Below are 14,592 nucleotides of genomic sequence, written 5' to 3'. Positions count from 1 at the left end.
ACAACACCGGCAAGCGTTTAAAATTTAATCTTTTGACGACCGGCGAGGGAGTGGGACAGCGTGGTGCCATCGACCATTTCCAGTTCACCGCCCATCGGAACCCCATGCGCAATACGGCTCGCGTCGACGCCATACTGTCCGCACAATTCAGCGATGTAGTTCGCGGTAGCTTCACCTTCAACCGTGGGATTGGTCGCCAGAATCACTTCGTGAAGCGTTTCGTTTTCCAGCCGTTGTTCCAGTCGGTCAAGACCAATATCGGCTGGACCAATGCCGTCCAGCGGCGAAAGATGCCCCATCAACACGAAATAGCGGCCGGCAAATTGCCCGGTTTGCTCAATAGCATGGATGTCTGCCGGGCTCTCAACCACGCAGATTTGACCATTTTGCTGACGCCGGGGATTGGCGCAAATGGTGCAAATTTCCTGCTCGGTGAAGGTGCGGCAATCGGCACAGTGGCCGATTTCCGACATCGCCCGGGTCAGGGCCTGCGCCAGCCGCATTCCGCCACTCCGATCGCGCTGTAGCAGTTGAAACGCCATACGCTGGGCCGATTTAGGCCCAACGCCCGGCAAACAGCGCAGCGACTCCATTAAAGACTCTAGCAGGGGGCTGGTTTGCATCAGAACGGCATCTTGAAGCCTGGTGGCAGCTGCATACCTGAAGAGACAGAGGCCATTTTCTCTTTCTGGACTTCGTCAATGCGACGAGCGGCATCGTTGAATGCGGCGGCAATCAGATCTTCCAGCATGTCTTTGTCGTCCTCAAGCAGGCTCGGATCGACTTCTACCCGGCGGCAGTTGTGAGCACCGTTGATCGTGACCTTGACCATGCCTGCACCTGATTCACCCGTGACTTCCAGGGCGGCAATTTCTTCCTGAACCTGGGCCATTTTGTCTTGCATCTGCTGGGCCTGCTTCATCAGGTTGCCCAATCCGCCTTTACCAAACATAGTTTTCTCTCTCTGCTGAGGCTACAACGCGGTTTATTCAGACCGTTGCAGCGTGTTCAAACGGGTCGAATGCTTTCCTCATCCAAATCGGCATCAAAAAAGCGACGAAGGGTTTGAATGTGGGTGTCACTCAAGATTGACTGACGCGCCTGCGCCAGCTTCTCTTCATAAATGGCCTGACGCCACTCCAGTGGCGTCAATACCGAAGAATTATCGTCTTCAATAACCGACAGTTCAACCTGATGGCCTGCTGCCTGACTTAACGCGGCGCTCAGGGCCTGCTGCGCCGACGCGGAATTCAGGTGGCGCTGACTGGAACGTAAATGCAGGCAAATGCCGTTATCCGTGGTTTCTTTCCATGCATTCAGGGCCAGTTGCTGAACCAGTTTAGGCAGCGGTAAGCCCGCGACCTCTGCCGCCCATGCATCGCGCTGCTGGGCTTCTTCCGCCAGTCGCGCGGCCAGCTCAGGATTTTTCTCATGCTCCAGCGCAGAACGCAAGGCTTTTGGCGTCGCGACCGGCTCAGTGACCTCTGTCACTGGCGTCTGTGCTTTCCAGCGGTAAGCCTCTTTTTTTACCGGTGCCGCAGGCGCGCTGTCTCGGACTCGCTGCTGGCTGCGTTCGGTAACAGAGGCCAGTCGTTCCAGCGCAGAGTTGGCCGGCCGCGCACCTGGCGCTGCCGGCTCACTCTTTTTTGCTTTGTTTGCTCCCTGGCGCAGCAACTGCGTGCGCGCCTGCAGGAGCTGGCTGGTGGAGCTGGACAGTGACGGATCGGGCGAAGCCGGCGGCACGGCCTGCTGACTGACAGCCGGTTCCGGCGCGGCCATTTGCGGCTGCGCCGCGGGCGCCTTTTCAGCGGGCTGGGCAGCGACATTCTGCACCGGTGCCGGTGCCGACTGCGCCGTCAGCGTTGGCCGCGCGATCGGTTCGGCGATGGCTGCCTTGGGATGGAACGCCAGGGCGCGCAGCAATGTCATTTCAATCCCCATGCGGCGATCGGGCGCAAGCGGTAAATCTTTACGCCCCATGAGCAGGGTTTGGTAGTACAGCTGGAGATCGGCCGGTGGCACCGCGCGCGCCAGCTCACGCAGGCGTAACGCATTGCTCTCTTCATCGTCATTGAGCGACGTGGGCAGGAGTTGCACCATGGCAATCCGGTGCAGCAGGCGCAGCATCTCAACCAGCAGGGCTTCCCACTCAACGCCGCGTGAAGCCGCCTGGGCTAGCAGCGCCATCATCTGTTCACCATTGCCCTCAACCACGGCTTCGAGCAGACCAAGCGGCTGTTCATCATCAAGCGTTCCGAGCATCGTGCCTACGGTGGCGCTGGTCACGCTGCCCTCGCCCATTGCAATGGCCTGATCGGTAAGGCTTAACGCGTCACGCATGCTGCCATCGGCGGCTCTGGCGAGCAGTTGCAGGGCGCGTGGCTCACGCGCGATCTGCTCCTGCTCTAAAACATGATCCAACTGCTGGCGGATCTGATCGACCTCAAGCGCTTTTAGATGAAACTGCAGGCAGCGCGACAGAATCGTCACCGGCAGTTTTTGCGGATCGGTCGTGGCCAGCAAGAATTTTACATGCGAAGGCGGTTCTTCCAGCGTTTTCAGCAGGGCGTTGAAGCTGTGACGCGACAGCATGTGCACTTCATCGATCAGGTAGACTTTAAACCGGCCGCGCGCGGGCGCGTACTGCACGTTATCGAGCAGATCGCGTGTGTCTTCCACTTTGGTGCGCGAGGCCGCGTCAATCTCAATAAGATCGACAAAGCGCCCCTGCTCAATCTCACGACAGTTGTCGCACTGACCGCAGGGTGTTGCGGTAATACCGGTTTCGCAGTTAAGCCCTTTTGCCAGCAGACGGGCAATCGTGGTTTTCCCTACGCCCCGCGTGCCGGAGAAGAGATAAGCATGATGGATGCGTCCCAGAGACAATCCATTCGCCAGCGCCGTCAGAACATGTTCCTGACCGACAACATCAGCAAACGCCTGTGGACGCCATTTTCGGGCAAGTACCTGATAGCTCATGTGGTTTCGACGAATTTGGATGGAAATGTGAGCGCAGACGCACTGCAACCCCTGTATATGATTGCAGTAGTCTAACAGCTACGCTTTCACCTATCACTCGTTATCTTGAACAGGGAAAGATGTGCGGCCTGCGGAGCACGAGGCCGCAAGCGAGGGTTAGTGGCCGGGAAAATTGACCAGGCTGTAGCTGTCAACGCCCAGCGCCTTGAGACGCGCTTCACCTGCCAGATCGAACAGGTTGATAATAAATGCCGCATCCTTAACTTCGCCGCCTGCACGACGAATCAGTTTGATGGTCGCTTCGAGCGTGCCCCCCGTTGCCAGCAGGTCGTCGACCACCAGCACCACATCGCCTGGCTGAATAGCATCTTTGTGCAATTCCAGTCGGTCGGTACCGTATTCCAGCTCGTAAGCTTCGCTGAAGGTTTCACGTGGCAGTTTGCCCGGCTTGCGCACCGGAACAAAGCCCAGCCCCAGTCCGAGGGCGACAGGTGCCCCGAACAGGAAACCCCGCGCTTCCGTGCCCACCACTTTGGTGATGCCTTTATTGCGATAACGCTCTACCAGCAGCGAGATGGACGCGGCATAGGCTTTTGGGTCTTCCAACAGGCTGGTGACGTCACGGAAAAGAATACCCGGCTTCGGGTAATCAGGAATACTTTTGATACTGTTTTTAATCAGTTCAAGCTGCTGCGCAGTGTCGGTCATAATCTTAAGCCTGGTAAAAAAAAAATTCTGTTCTGTTTTGCGCAGCTTCAATAGCGCCAACACCGGGTTAAAGGCTCAGCGAAGAGGCATGAATAATGGGAAGCTACACACGAAGAGGCCCAAATCTAAGCAAATGGTCGGCTAATTGCAACTTTATCGCGGCGGTAAACGTTCATCCGCTGTTTCTGCCACCACCGGCATGCGCCCGATAAACAGCAGTAGCACAGCCAGCATAATAAGTAACATGACGCGTACCCACCACAGCGGAACCAGCCAGAGAGACACCGCAAAGGTTATTACAATCACGATCATCGCCCGGCTTTTTGCACCGGGGGGCATGCCACGGTGCTGCTGCCAGTGGCGGATATAACGGCCAAAAGGCGATCTCCAGAGCAGCCAGTAGTGGAATCGGGGAGAAGAGCGGGCAAAACACCAGGCCGCCAGTAGCATAAATGGCGTGGTGGGTAATAAAGGTAATACAATACCCAGTATGCCAAGCACAATCGCCAGCCAGCCAAGGGTCAATAATACAATGCGTTGCATAACGATCGCTCAGCGCGTTTCCAGTCACGTAACCTTAGCATACCTGAGTCTCGGGCGATGAGTTACGTCACTGCACACCAACGCCTGCTTAACTGCATGCTTGATTTACGACAGGATATTGCCAGCCATCCTGATGGATACTGCCGTTCCCCCCGCTTTGACAGCCAGCTTTTTACCACCAAAGGCACCCGGCTGGCGGATTATTTGCAGGAGATTGAACACAATTATCAGCGTTTGTGCCAGCCCAACGGTGACGTGGCCCGCAGCCAGTGGCTGGCCAGCCATCTGGTCGATCAGATTGCTGCTCTGCAACGTGAGGCCCGCACCCAACAGTTGCGTAGCCCACAGGAGCGCGCTCAGCCCTCTTCCCGGCAGCGAAAATATCAGGAATACCGCGAGTATGAACGTCGACTGCAGGCTATGATCGACCAGCGTGAACAGCGAATGGCGCTGGCGGAAACGCTGGCCGTGCAGCAGCAGTTGAAGAAAGACCTGGAGGTGCTCGAAGGTCGTATGGCACGCTGTCGACAGGCCATACGTTCGGTGGAGTGGGCAATGTCGCTGGCAAACAGCGCCTTTAACACTTAATGCGCTATCCGTGCTGGAGGGGATTCACGGATGGCACGCTTATCTGGCCCATGATACAACTGCTCAGGAGGAAAGATGTCCCTGGAAACGGCGCCTGAAGAGGTAAAACTGGCCGTCGATCTCATTCAGCTGCTTGAAGAGAATCAGATCGCGGTAGAAACCGTGCTGTCTGCACTGGCCATCGTTCAGCGCGACTTTGAAAGAAAGCGCGACACGCAGCGTAAAGATTAGGCCTTTTTAGCCAGCGTTGGGCTGAAGCGCAGCATATCAATCAGCGCATCAACCAGCACAGGCGCATCGGTAACCAGATCAAACTTATCGGGTGTAAACAGCCAGCTTTCCATCATGCCGTTCACGTAGCCGCGCATAATCAGCGCGGCCTGACGCGTCTGGAAGGTTTCCGGGAGCTGCCCGGCATCAATGCACTGGCGCAAAACGTCTTCTATTTCATTGTAACGCTCCAGCAACAGGCTTTGCTGAATGCTTTTTACCGCCGCCATTTCCCCCACAAACTCGCATTTGTGGAAGATAATTTCCATTAGCGCGCGGCGCTGAGGATCTCTGGCCGTCGCCTGAAAGATATACACCAGCATCGCTCGCAGAATGGAAAGTGGATCACCGGGGTATTTTGTCTGATACTCAAGTTTCACATCATCCAGCCCTGCATCACTGCGAAGCCATATTTCGTTTAACAAATCGGCTTTGTTTTTGAAATGCCAGTAGATTGCCCCCCGTGTTACGCTGGCTGCGGATGCGACATCCGCCAGGGAAGTGGCTGAAACCCCCTCTTTAGAAAAAAGGGCAAGTGCAGCGTCAAGAATTTGATGCCGGGTTTCAAGAGCTTGCGCTTTGGTTTTTCGTGCCATAGGGGACTTTTTTTACAATCGAGTAAGTTTACATACATTTGTGAATGTATGTACCATAGCACGACCTAAACTCTTACGCAGCAATGGGTTCCTGGCTTTGTGATCCATTGATCATTCGATATCGGACTCTAGAGGTTTATTTATGACTAAATTCAGAGGGTTAACGCCTCTGGCGGCCGTCCTGATGCTATCAGGCAGCTTCGTGTTAACAGGATGTGACGGAAATAAATCCGACCAGGCCGCCCAGCAGCAGCAGCCACCTGAGGTGGGTGTTGTTACGGTTAAAAGTGAACCCCTTAAAATTTCGACTGAATTACCCGGCCGCACTTTGGCTTTTCGTATTGCTGAAGTTCGCCCGCAGGTTTCCGGTATCATCCTGAAGCGTAACTTCATTGAAGGCGGAGAGATCAAAGCAGGGGAATCGCTGTATCAGATCGATCCGGCGACCTATCAGGCGTCCTACGATAGTGCTAAAGCCGATTTAGCGAAGGCGGAGGCTAACGCACGCATTGCGCAGCTTACCGTGAATCGCTATAAGCCGCTGCTCGGCACTAAATACATCAGTCAGCAGGATTATGATACGGCTGTGGCCACCGCCGCGCAGAACAATGCCGCGGTTCAGTCAGCCAAAGCCAATGTGGAAACCGCCCGTATTAATCTTGCCTACACCAAAGTCACCTCGCCCATCAGCGGCCGTATCGGTAAGTCTTCCGTAACGGAAGGTGCGCTGGTGCAGAGCGGGCAAACTACGGCGCTGGCAACCGTGCAGCAGCTTGATCCGATGTATGTCGATGTCACCCAGTCGAGTGAAGATTTCCTGCGTTTACGTTCAGAACTCGAATCGGGTCAGCTGAAACAGAACGATGGCAAAGCGAATGTCACCCTGCTGATGCAAAACGGCAAAGACTATGCTCAGCCGGGTACGCTGGAATTTTCCGACGTGACCGTTGACCAGACCACCGGATCCATCACCCTGCGTGCGATCTTCCCGAACCCTGACAAAGCGTTGCTGCCTGGCATGTTTGTCCGTGCTCGTCTGGAGGAAGGCACCAACCCGAACGCCCTTTTAGTGCCACAGCAGGCGGTGAGCCGTACGCCAACCGGCGATGCCTCTGTCATGGTGGTGGGCGCGGATAACAAGGTTGAAGCACGTAAGATTAAAGCGGCCCAGGCTATTGGCGACAAATGGCTGGTGACTGATGGGCTTAAAGCGGGTGAGCGCGTGATCTTTACCGGTCTGCAACGCGCAAAACCAGGTGCGCAGGTTACGCCTAAAGAAGTCACCGATGATGCCAAAGCCGCCAGCGGCGATCCGTCCAAAGCGCAGTCTGCTAAAACATCGTCATAACAGGAGCCGTTGATACATGGCTAAGTTCTTTATCGATCGCCCCATCTTTGCGTGGGTTCTTGCTATTATCGTGATGCTAGCGGGCGCGTTATCGATTCTTAAATTACCGATCGAGCAATATCCCAATGTTGCGCCGCCGGCAATTGAGATTCAGGCCAACTACCCAGGTGCTGACGCCAAAACGCTGCAAGACTCGGTGACTCAGGTCATCGAACAGAACATGAATGGTATTGATGGCCTGATGTATATGTCATCAAGCAGTGACTCATCGGGCGCACTGACGCTGACGATTTCGTTTGAGTCAGGTACCGATGCCGATATCGCCCAGGTTCAGGTGCAGAACAAACTGCAACTGGCCATGCCGTTGCTGCCTCAGGAAGTGCAACAACAGGGGATTCAGGTTAAAAAATCCTCCAGTAGCTTCCTGATGGTCGCCGGTTTTATCAGCGATGACGGCAGTATGAATCAGAACGATATTTCTGATTACGTTGCCTCAAACATCAAAGATCCGATCAGCCGTACGCCTGGCGTCGGTGATACCCAGGTATTCGGGGCGCAGTATGCCATGCGTATCTGGATGGATCCCAGCAAGCTTAATAACTATCAGTTAACCCCTGTTGACGTTATCAACGCGCTGAAAACCCAGAACGCCCAGGTCGCTGCCGGTCAGTTAGGCGGCACGCCACCGGTGCCGGGACAGCAGTTGAACGCCTCTATCATTGCACAAACCCGTCTGACCTCGACCAAAGAGTTCGGCAACATTCTGCTTAAGGTGAATGCTGACGGTTCTCAGGTTCGTCTGCGCGATGTGGCTCAGATTGAACTGGGTGGGGAAAACTACGAAATCATCGCACGTTATAACGGTAAACCCGCTTCCGGTATTGGTATCAAACTGGCGACCGGCGCTAACGCCCTGAACACGGCGGAGGCGGTGAAGGCAGAGCTGGCTAAACTGCAGCCCACTTTCCCGGCGGGTATGAAGGTCGTTTACCCTTATGACACGACACCTTTCGTAAAAATCTCGATTTTCGAAGTAGTGAAGACACTGATGGAAGCCATTCTGTTGGTGTTCCTGGTGATGTATCTGTTCCTGCAAAACTTCCGTGCCACGCTGATTCCGACCATCGCCGTGCCTGTTGTTCTGCTGGGTACCTTTGCCATTATCAGCGCCTTTGGCTACTCGATAAACACCCTGACGATGTTTGGGATGGTGCTGGCCATCGGCTTGCTGGTCGATGATGCCATCGTAGTGGTCGAGAACGTCGAACGCGTAATGGCGGAAGAAGGGCTGCCGCCCAAAGAGGCCACCAAGCGATCGATGGAACAGATTCAGGGCGCGCTGGTCGGTATTGCCCTGGTGCTGTCGGCAGTATTCATTCCTATGGCCTTCTTCGGCGGATCTACCGGGGTCATTTACCGTCAGTTCTCTATCACTATTGTTTCAGCGATGGCGCTGTCGGTACTGGTTGCGTTAATTCTGACGCCGGCGCTCTGCGCCACCATGCTCAAGCCGGTGAAAAAAGGCGATCATGGCAAAACCACCGGTTTCTTTGGCTGGTTTAATCGCCTGTTCGACAAGAGCACGCATCACTATGTCGACAGCGTGGGCCATATCGTTCGCGGTACCGGTCGCTATCTGCTGCTTTACCTGCTGATTGTGCTGGGCATGGCGTTTCTGTTCCTGCGCCTCCCCTCTTCCTTCCTGCCGGAAGAAGATCAGGGCCTGTTGCTGGCTCAGGCACAGTTGCCTGCGGGTGCAACCCAGGAACGCACGCAGAAGGTGCTGGATCAGGTTTCTGACTACTTCCTTACAAAAGAGAAGGACTCGGTTAAGTCGGTCTTTACCGTTGCCGGTTTTGGTTTTGCCGGACGGGGCCAGAACACCGGTATCGCCTTCGTCAGCCTCAAACCCTGGGATGAGCGTACCAGCAGCGATATGAAAGTCCCGGCTATCCAGGGACGTGCCATGCAGGCATTAGGGCAAATCAAAGACGGTATGGTCTTTGCGTTTAACCTGCCGGCCATTATTGAATTAGGGAACGCGACAGGCTTTGACTTTGAGCTGATCGATCAGGCAAACCTGGGCCATGACAAGCTAACGCAGGCGCGTAACCAGCTGTTTGGCATGATTGCCCAGCATCCGGATACGCTGGTCGGTGTTCGCCCTAATGGCCTGGAAGATACGCCGCAGTTCAAGCTGGATATCGACCAGGAGAAAGCGCAGGCGTTGGGCGTGTCACTCAGTGACATCAACACCACGCTCGCAGCCTCGTGGGGCGGCTCTTACGTCAATGACTTTATTGACCGCGGTCGTGTGAAGAAAGTGTACGTGATGGGTAAAGCCGACGCGCGTATGCTGCCGGACGACATCAATAAGTGGTTTGTCCGTAACAGCAACGGCGAGATGGTGCCCTTCTCTGCCTTCTCTTCGGCACACTGGCAGTATGGTTCGCCGCGTCTGGAACGCTATAACGGTCTGCCTGCCATGGAGATCCTGGGTCAGGCCGGACCGGGCAAGAGTTCCGGTGAAGCCATGAATCTGATGGAAGAACTGGCCTCTAAACTGCCAACCGGCATCGGTTTTGACTGGACGGGAATGTCCTATCAGGAACGTCTGTCAGGCAACCAGGCACCGGCTCTTTATGCCATTTCACTGATTGTGGTGTTCCTGTGTCTTGCTGCCCTGTATGAAAGCTGGTCCATCCCGTTCTCTGTCATGCTGGTCGTTCCGCTCGGTGTGGTCGGTGCATTACTCTTCACCACCTTACGTGGCCTGAGTAACGACGTTTACTTTGTCGTGGGGTTACTGACAACCGTTGGCCTCTCGGCGAAGAACGCCATCCTGATCGTGGAATTTGCGAAGGATCTGATGGAGAAAGAAGGTAAAGGCCTGGTGGAAGCGACGCTTGAAGCCTGTCGTATGCGTCTGCGTCCGATCCTGATGACCTCGCTGGCCTTTATTCTTGGCGTACTGCCCCTGGCCATCAGCACCGGCGCAGGCTCAGGTGCCCAGAATGCGGTCGGTACGGGCGTAATGGGCGGTATGGTGACCGCCACCGCGCTGGCCATCTTCTTTGTACCGGTATTCTTTGTGGTGGTGCGCCGTCGCTTCGGTAAGAAAGCGGACATCGAAAAGGATCATCCTGTCGATAACCACTCGCATTAATCCGTAAACATAAAGGCCGCGTCAGCGGCCTTTTTTTTTGTCCTCATCGTGCCTTCTCATACCTGACTGCTCACATTCTCTGTCTGCCACGCCGATGGGCCCGATGCCCGCTCAACTCTGACTGCACCTCGCCCTCTCCGCTATGGATTTCTTTTCCGCCTGTCTCACGCGCATCGCCACCGGGCTGTATTGTTACTGCCCCTGTTTTTCCCTGCTTTTTGGAGGGTTGCAATCGAATCGGCTGCGGCGCATAATATTGTTATAGTATAACATTACATTAGTGAGAATCATGAAAGCGAATATTCATCCTACCTATCGTGCAGTGGTGTTCCACGACACTTCTGCTGACGTGTATTTCAAAATCGGTTCCACCATCAAAACCGATCGTACCGTTGAGTTTGAAGGCGAAACCCTGCCTTACGTTACGCTCGACGTCTCGTCGGCATCTCATGTGTTTTATACCGGTAAGCAGAAAGACTTTGCTAAAGAAGGCAGCACTGCCCGCTTCAACCAGCGCTTTGGCCGCTTTCTGGGTCGCCGATAAGAGAGGACATGATGCAGGTATTAAGTTCGCTGCGCTCGGCGAAGAATCGCCATCGGGATTGCAAGGTTGTGCGCCGTAAAGGCCGCATCTATATCATCTGTAAAACGAATCCGCGCTTTAAAGCCGTACAGGGAAGAAAGAAAAAACGTTGATGTGTGTCGTGAACCTTAGCCGGAATGTCGCTCACCCGCCATTCCGGCTTTTTTTATGCTCAGCGCATGCTGTTCAGCATCGCCTCTACGTTATGTTTAAAAGCGGCCTCGTAGGTGGGTGCAGGGCCGGAAGCCGTTGACAGCGCTTCAGGATAAAGCTCTCCCCCCGGCTTCGCGCCCGTGGCGCTGGCAATCTGCTTCACCAGACGAGGATCGGTCTGGTTTTCCATAAAGTACGTTTTAATATGCTGCTGCTTAAGCTGCGTGATCAGGCTGGCGACATCGCTGGCACTGGCTTCCGCTTCCGTTGAGAAACCGACAGGTGCCAGGAACGAGACGCCATAACGTTGCCCAAAATAGCCAAAGGCATCGTGGCTGGTCAGCACTTTGCGTTTTTGCTGCGGGATAGCCGCAAAAGACGTTTTGGCCCAGCTGTCCAGCTTCTGGAGCTGCTGAATATACTTTTCGCCGCGCTTACGGATATCATCGGCATCCTGCGGATCGGCCTTGATTAGCGCATCCATCACGTTTTTGGCATAAATCGTGCCGTTATACATGCTGTTCCACGCATGAGGATCGGTGATGGTTTTGCCATCTTCTTCCATCGTCCGCGTTTCGATGCCCGTTGACGCCACTACGGGTTGACCTTTATAGCCCGAGGCACTCACCAGACGATTCATCCAGCCTTCCAGCCCCAGCCCGCTGACGAAGACCACATCCGCTTTCGCCAGCGCTTCGCTGTCTTGTGGTGTCGGTTCAAAGGTGTGCGGATCGCCATTTGGCCCGACAAGACTCTTCACGTGGACGTGATCGCCACCAATTTGCTTCACAATATCGGCCAGGACGGTAAAACTCGCTACCGCATCGACCGTTTTTGCCATAGAGAATGGACTGATGACTAACGCACCGACTGCCAGACTAATGGGGAATATCTTCATAGCTACCTCTGATTAATGGCGGCGCAAAATCCCACCGCACGGCCCTGTTAAGATGGAGAGAAAGAACAGCATTGCGGCACTCAACACCACCGCCGGTCCTGCCGGCAGTGAAAAGTGCCAGGAAAGCACCAGCCCGGCAAACGCCGACAGCACGGCCATCAGCATGGCCGAGCCCAGCATGATGACGAGGTGACGACTCCAGAAACGGGCGCTGGCGGCGGGCAACATCATCAGCCCCACCGACATCAAGGTTCCCAGTACCTGAAAACCTGCGACCAGGTTGAGCACCACCAGCGTCAGAAAAATACCGTGCACCAGCGGCGCGCTCCATTTGCCCTGTGCGCGCAGAAAGTCGGAATCGAATGCATCAATGACCAGAGGACGGTAAATGACGGCCAGCATCAGCAGCGTAAACGCGGCGATACCACCGACCACCGCCAGCGCAGGATTATCCACTGCCAGCAGGGAGCCAAACAGAACGTGCAGCAGATCAACGCTGGATCCGCGAAGTGAGACGAGCGTGACGCCCAGCGCCAGCGAGCCCAGGTAAAAGCCAGCAAAACTGGCATCTTCTTTGAGCGGCGTGTAACGACTCACGGCACCCGACAGCAGTGCCACCGCCAGGCCGGCAATCAGCCCGCCCACGCCCATCGCAACCAGGGACAAGCCGGAGAGTAAATAGCCGATAGCGGCACCGGGCAGTACGGCATGGGATAAGGCATCCCCAATCAGACTCATGCGGCGCAAAGAGAGAAAAACGCCTAGCGGGGTGGCGCTAAATGCAAGCGCGACACAGGCCACCAGCGCCCGTCGCATAAAGCTGAACTCAATAAACGGCTGAATAATTGTCACGGCGCCACGCTCCGTAAGGGCGCGGCATCGAACACACTGCGGCGGTGAGCACCATCATCCATAGACAAGACATCGCTAAAATAACGCTCAACCAGCGGGCGATCGTGGAGCACCACCATGAGCGTGGTGCCAGCCTGCTGCTGCTGCTGCAAGATGGACATCAGTAGCGTTACCGTCTTGCTGTCAATGCCGTTAAAAGGCTCATCAAGCAACCACAGGCGACTACGTTGCAGCATCAGCCGGGCAAACAGCACACGCTGCAGCTGTCCGCCGGATAAAGTGGCAGGTTGAGCATCGGCATAGTCGCTCATCTGCACCGCCTCCAGGGCCTCGCTAATTTCTTTACGCAAGCGCCGGTTGATTCCGCCAAACCAGCCACAGCGCGGCCAGCAACCTATTGAAACCAGCTCGTACACGGTTAAAGGAAAACGTGTTTCCAGCTCGCTTCGCTGAGGCAGCCAGCCAACTTCCCGGCGCGGAAGATGCAGTTCACACTGCCCCTGCACTGGCGGCAATAAGCCAGCGATGGTTTTAATCAGTGTGGATTTTCCGCTTCCGTTCGCACCAATCAGCGCGGTCATGCTGCCCTGGGGCAACTGGGTGGTCAGAACGGGTGAGACAGATTGCCCCTGATAACCCACCTGTAGATTTCTCAACGCTATCACGGCTGCATTCCCCACCACATCGCTGTTGCCAGAACAGCGATTAACAGGAGAGCCACAACTAACCGTCCTCCGAGTGACATTAACAGTCCACTTTGATTCATCACTGCACCAAAAAATGTTATAACATAACAACTATGATATCCGATGTTGTCGCGTTATCACCACGGCAATGTGTTTCAAAAAATAAACCAGCGCACGATTTGCCATAAAAAGGGCTATAGAGAAGCAGCAACGAATCAACCACTTGCTTAAATTTGCCCTCAACGAGACCTTATTATGTGTGGAGGACTACTTGCAAACCGCCAGAAGAACATCAATGATGGGTTTATAAGTTGTTATTCATGAGCAGACTATGTCAGTAAGAATTGAATGCGATGTCGCGCAGGATGAAACGGATTGCGCAAAATTAGCCACAATTATAGAGCGGAATATTCTCAAAATAACAGATTCACTTGTTGGCGATTTACAGTGGTATTCAGCCAATGCCATCTTAGTGCCAGGCAGTTTACGCGTTATTGCTGTTGAGATGACAGAGACGAATAGATTTAAGTTACTTTACGATTTTCAGTGGAATTTATTTAATCCGTGTCTGGATTTAAATGAAATCGTTACGCAAGATGAACAAGTCAGCTTCCGTATCTGCCCTGCCGCGCTTGTATTTGAGCCGATTGAGAATCAGCGCCCCTCACCTGGCGATGAATTGTAATATTTAGTAATGGAGGTGAGCAGAACTAATGATTCTACACTATTCTTAACTCAGTCCGTTATTTACAAACCCGATAACCACTTCCTGGCCGCTTCACCTAATCGCGCCGCTTTGCGGTAACTTTGCTCGCTACGGAGGGGAAAAAGATGGACGAATACTCACCGAAACGGCATGATATTGCCCAGCTTAAATACTTGTGTGAGAATCTGTTTGACGACAGCATGGCGACATTAACTGACAGTCATCACGGCTGGGTTAATGACCCCACTGCCGAAAGCAATTTACAGCTAAACGATTTGATTGAGCACATCGCCTCTTTCACCATGAATTACAAAATTAAGCACGTTGAAGACGAAGCACTGATTACCCAAATCGATGAATATCTTGATGATACCTTTATGCTGTTTAGCAACTACAGTGTAAATACTCAGGATCTTCAGCGCTGGCAACGCTCAGCGAAACGTTTATTTAATGTGTTTACTGAAGAGTGCGCTTTTCTTCAACAGCCAAGCCATTCATTATAGTACTGACGTGAGA

17 protein-coding genes and 1 other annotated feature are annotated in these 14,592 nt (G+C 54.2%); of the genes, 8 read left to right on the top strand and 9 right to left on the bottom strand.

The window, feature by feature from the left end:
• Positions 1-17 precede the first annotated feature (17 nt).
• From recR to NYE92_RS20170, 5 genes are all read right to left on the bottom strand, one after another.
• Complete coding sequence (gene recR / locus NYE92_RS20190; protein WP_013024921.1) at positions 18-623, bottom strand: recombination mediator RecR; 606 nt, start codon at positions 621-623, stop codon at positions 18-20.
• Positions 623-952 carry a YbaB/EbfC family nucleoid-associated protein gene (locus tag NYE92_RS20185; protein WP_013024920.1) on the bottom strand — a complete coding sequence of 110 codons (330 nt, stop codon included), beginning with the start codon at positions 950-952 and terminating at the stop codon, positions 623-625. The genes recR and NYE92_RS20185 overlap by 1 nt, the downstream gene beginning before the upstream one ends.
• 56 nt (positions 953-1,008) lie before the next feature.
• Positions 1,009-2,979: a DNA polymerase III subunit gamma/tau gene (gene dnaX / locus NYE92_RS20180; RefSeq protein ID WP_126843096.1), complete on the bottom strand. Its 1,971-nt coding sequence runs from the start codon at positions 2,977-2,979 to the stop codon at positions 1,009-1,011.
• Positions 1,606-1,667: a sequence feature (DnaX frameshifting element), on the bottom strand. Its footprint overlaps the gene before it by 62 nt.
• A gap of 156 nt (positions 2,980-3,135) precedes the next feature.
• Positions 3,136-3,687: an adenine phosphoribosyltransferase gene (gene apt / locus NYE92_RS20175; protein ID WP_014606425.1), complete on the bottom strand. Its 552-nt coding sequence runs from the start codon at positions 3,685-3,687 to the stop codon at positions 3,136-3,138.
• 153 nt (positions 3,688-3,840) lie between these two features.
• The gene (locus NYE92_RS20170; protein WP_013024916.1) at positions 3,841-4,230 is read right to left on the bottom strand and encodes a DUF454 family protein; all 390 of its coding nucleotides are present in this window, start codon (positions 4,228-4,230) and stop codon (positions 3,841-3,843) included.
• 57 nt (positions 4,231-4,287) lie between these two features.
• On the opposite strand from NYE92_RS20170, the gene priC reads away from it, so the two are divergent.
• Both priC and rsmS read left to right on the top strand, forming a co-directional pair.
• Positions 4,288-4,818, top strand: coding sequence for a primosomal replication protein PriC (gene priC / locus NYE92_RS20165; RefSeq protein WP_014593092.1), 531 nt, complete (start codon positions 4,288-4,290; stop codon positions 4,816-4,818).
• Positions 4,819-4,893: 75 nt separating this feature from the next.
• Positions 4,894-5,049: a pleiotropic regulatory protein RsmS gene (gene rsmS, locus NYE92_RS20160; protein ID WP_013024914.1), complete on the top strand. Its 156-nt coding sequence runs from the start codon at positions 4,894-4,896 to the stop codon at positions 5,047-5,049.
• On the opposite strand, the gene acrR is transcribed toward rsmS, so the two are convergent.
• Positions 5,046-5,684 (bottom strand): multidrug efflux transporter transcriptional repressor AcrR, encoded by a 639-nt coding sequence (acrR, locus tag NYE92_RS20155; RefSeq protein ID WP_014593091.1) that lies wholly within the window; start codon positions 5,682-5,684, stop codon positions 5,046-5,048. The genes rsmS and acrR overlap by 4 nt on opposite strands.
• Positions 5,685-5,826: 142 nt before the next feature.
• Here acrR and NYE92_RS20150 point away from each other — a divergent pair, with 142 nt between their 5' ends.
• The 4 genes from NYE92_RS20150 to ykgO all read left to right on the top strand — a co-directional run bounded on the left by NYE92_RS20150 (position 5,827) and on the right by ykgO (position 10,894).
• Entirely contained in the window at positions 5,827-7,032 is a 1,206-nt protein-coding gene (locus tag NYE92_RS20150; RefSeq protein ID WP_013024912.1) for an efflux RND transporter periplasmic adaptor subunit, read from the top strand.
• Between the two features lie 16 nt (positions 7,033-7,048).
• Positions 7,049-10,198 (top strand): multidrug efflux RND transporter permease subunit AcrB, encoded by a 3,150-nt coding sequence (locus tag NYE92_RS20145; RefSeq protein ID WP_029568496.1) that lies wholly within the window; start codon positions 7,049-7,051, stop codon positions 10,196-10,198.
• Positions 10,199-10,487: 289 nt separating this feature from the next.
• Positions 10,488-10,742 carry a type B 50S ribosomal protein L31 gene (locus NYE92_RS20140; RefSeq protein WP_014606427.1) on the top strand — a complete coding sequence of 85 codons (255 nt, stop codon included), beginning with the start codon at positions 10,488-10,490 and terminating at the stop codon, positions 10,740-10,742.
• A gap of 11 nt (positions 10,743-10,753) precedes the next feature.
• A complete protein-coding gene (gene ykgO / locus NYE92_RS20135) occupies positions 10,754-10,894 on the top strand; it encodes a type B 50S ribosomal protein L36 (protein WP_014606428.1) in 141 nt (46 codons plus the stop codon).
• A 59-nt stretch (positions 10,895-10,953) separates the two neighbouring features.
• Here the strand turns inward: ykgO and NYE92_RS20130 are convergent, their stop codons facing one another.
• The 3 genes from NYE92_RS20130 to NYE92_RS20120 are packed head-to-tail and all read right to left on the bottom strand — an operon-like array spanning position 10,954 to position 13,349.
• On the bottom strand, positions 10,954-11,832 hold the full coding sequence (locus NYE92_RS20130; protein WP_014593089.1) for a metal ABC transporter substrate-binding protein: 879 nt from the start codon (positions 11,830-11,832) through the stop codon (positions 10,954-10,956).
• 12 nt (positions 11,833-11,844) lie between these two features.
• Entirely contained in the window at positions 11,845-12,684 is an 840-nt protein-coding gene (locus tag NYE92_RS20125) for a metal ABC transporter permease (protein ID WP_013024907.1), read from the bottom strand.
• Complete coding sequence (locus tag NYE92_RS20120) at positions 12,681-13,349, bottom strand: metal ABC transporter ATP-binding protein (protein ID WP_029568495.1); 669 nt, start codon at positions 13,347-13,349, stop codon at positions 12,681-12,683. Before NYE92_RS20120 ends, NYE92_RS20125 begins: the two co-directional genes overlap by 4 nt.
• 352 nt (positions 13,350-13,701) lie before the next feature.
• On the opposite strand from NYE92_RS20120, the gene NYE92_RS20115 reads away from it, so the two are divergent.
• On the top strand, positions 13,702-14,055 hold the full coding sequence (locus tag NYE92_RS20115) for a hypothetical protein (protein ID WP_013024905.1): 354 nt from the start codon (positions 13,702-13,704) through the stop codon (positions 14,053-14,055).
• Positions 14,056-14,201: 146 nt separating this feature from the next.
• Entirely contained in the window at positions 14,202-14,579 is a 378-nt protein-coding gene (tomB, locus tag NYE92_RS20110; RefSeq protein ID WP_015700827.1) for an Hha toxicity modulator TomB, read from the top strand.
• Positions 14,580-14,592: the final 13 nt, after the last annotated feature.

The sequence above is a fragment of the Pantoea sp. B566 genome (assembly GCF_024793925.1).
GTDB classification, from domain to species: domain Bacteria; phylum Pseudomonadota; class Gammaproteobacteria; order Enterobacterales; family Enterobacteriaceae; genus Pantoea; species Pantoea ananatis.
The sequence above is the reverse complement of the archived record's forward strand: the minus strand, read 5'-3'. Positions and strand labels throughout refer to the sequence as shown.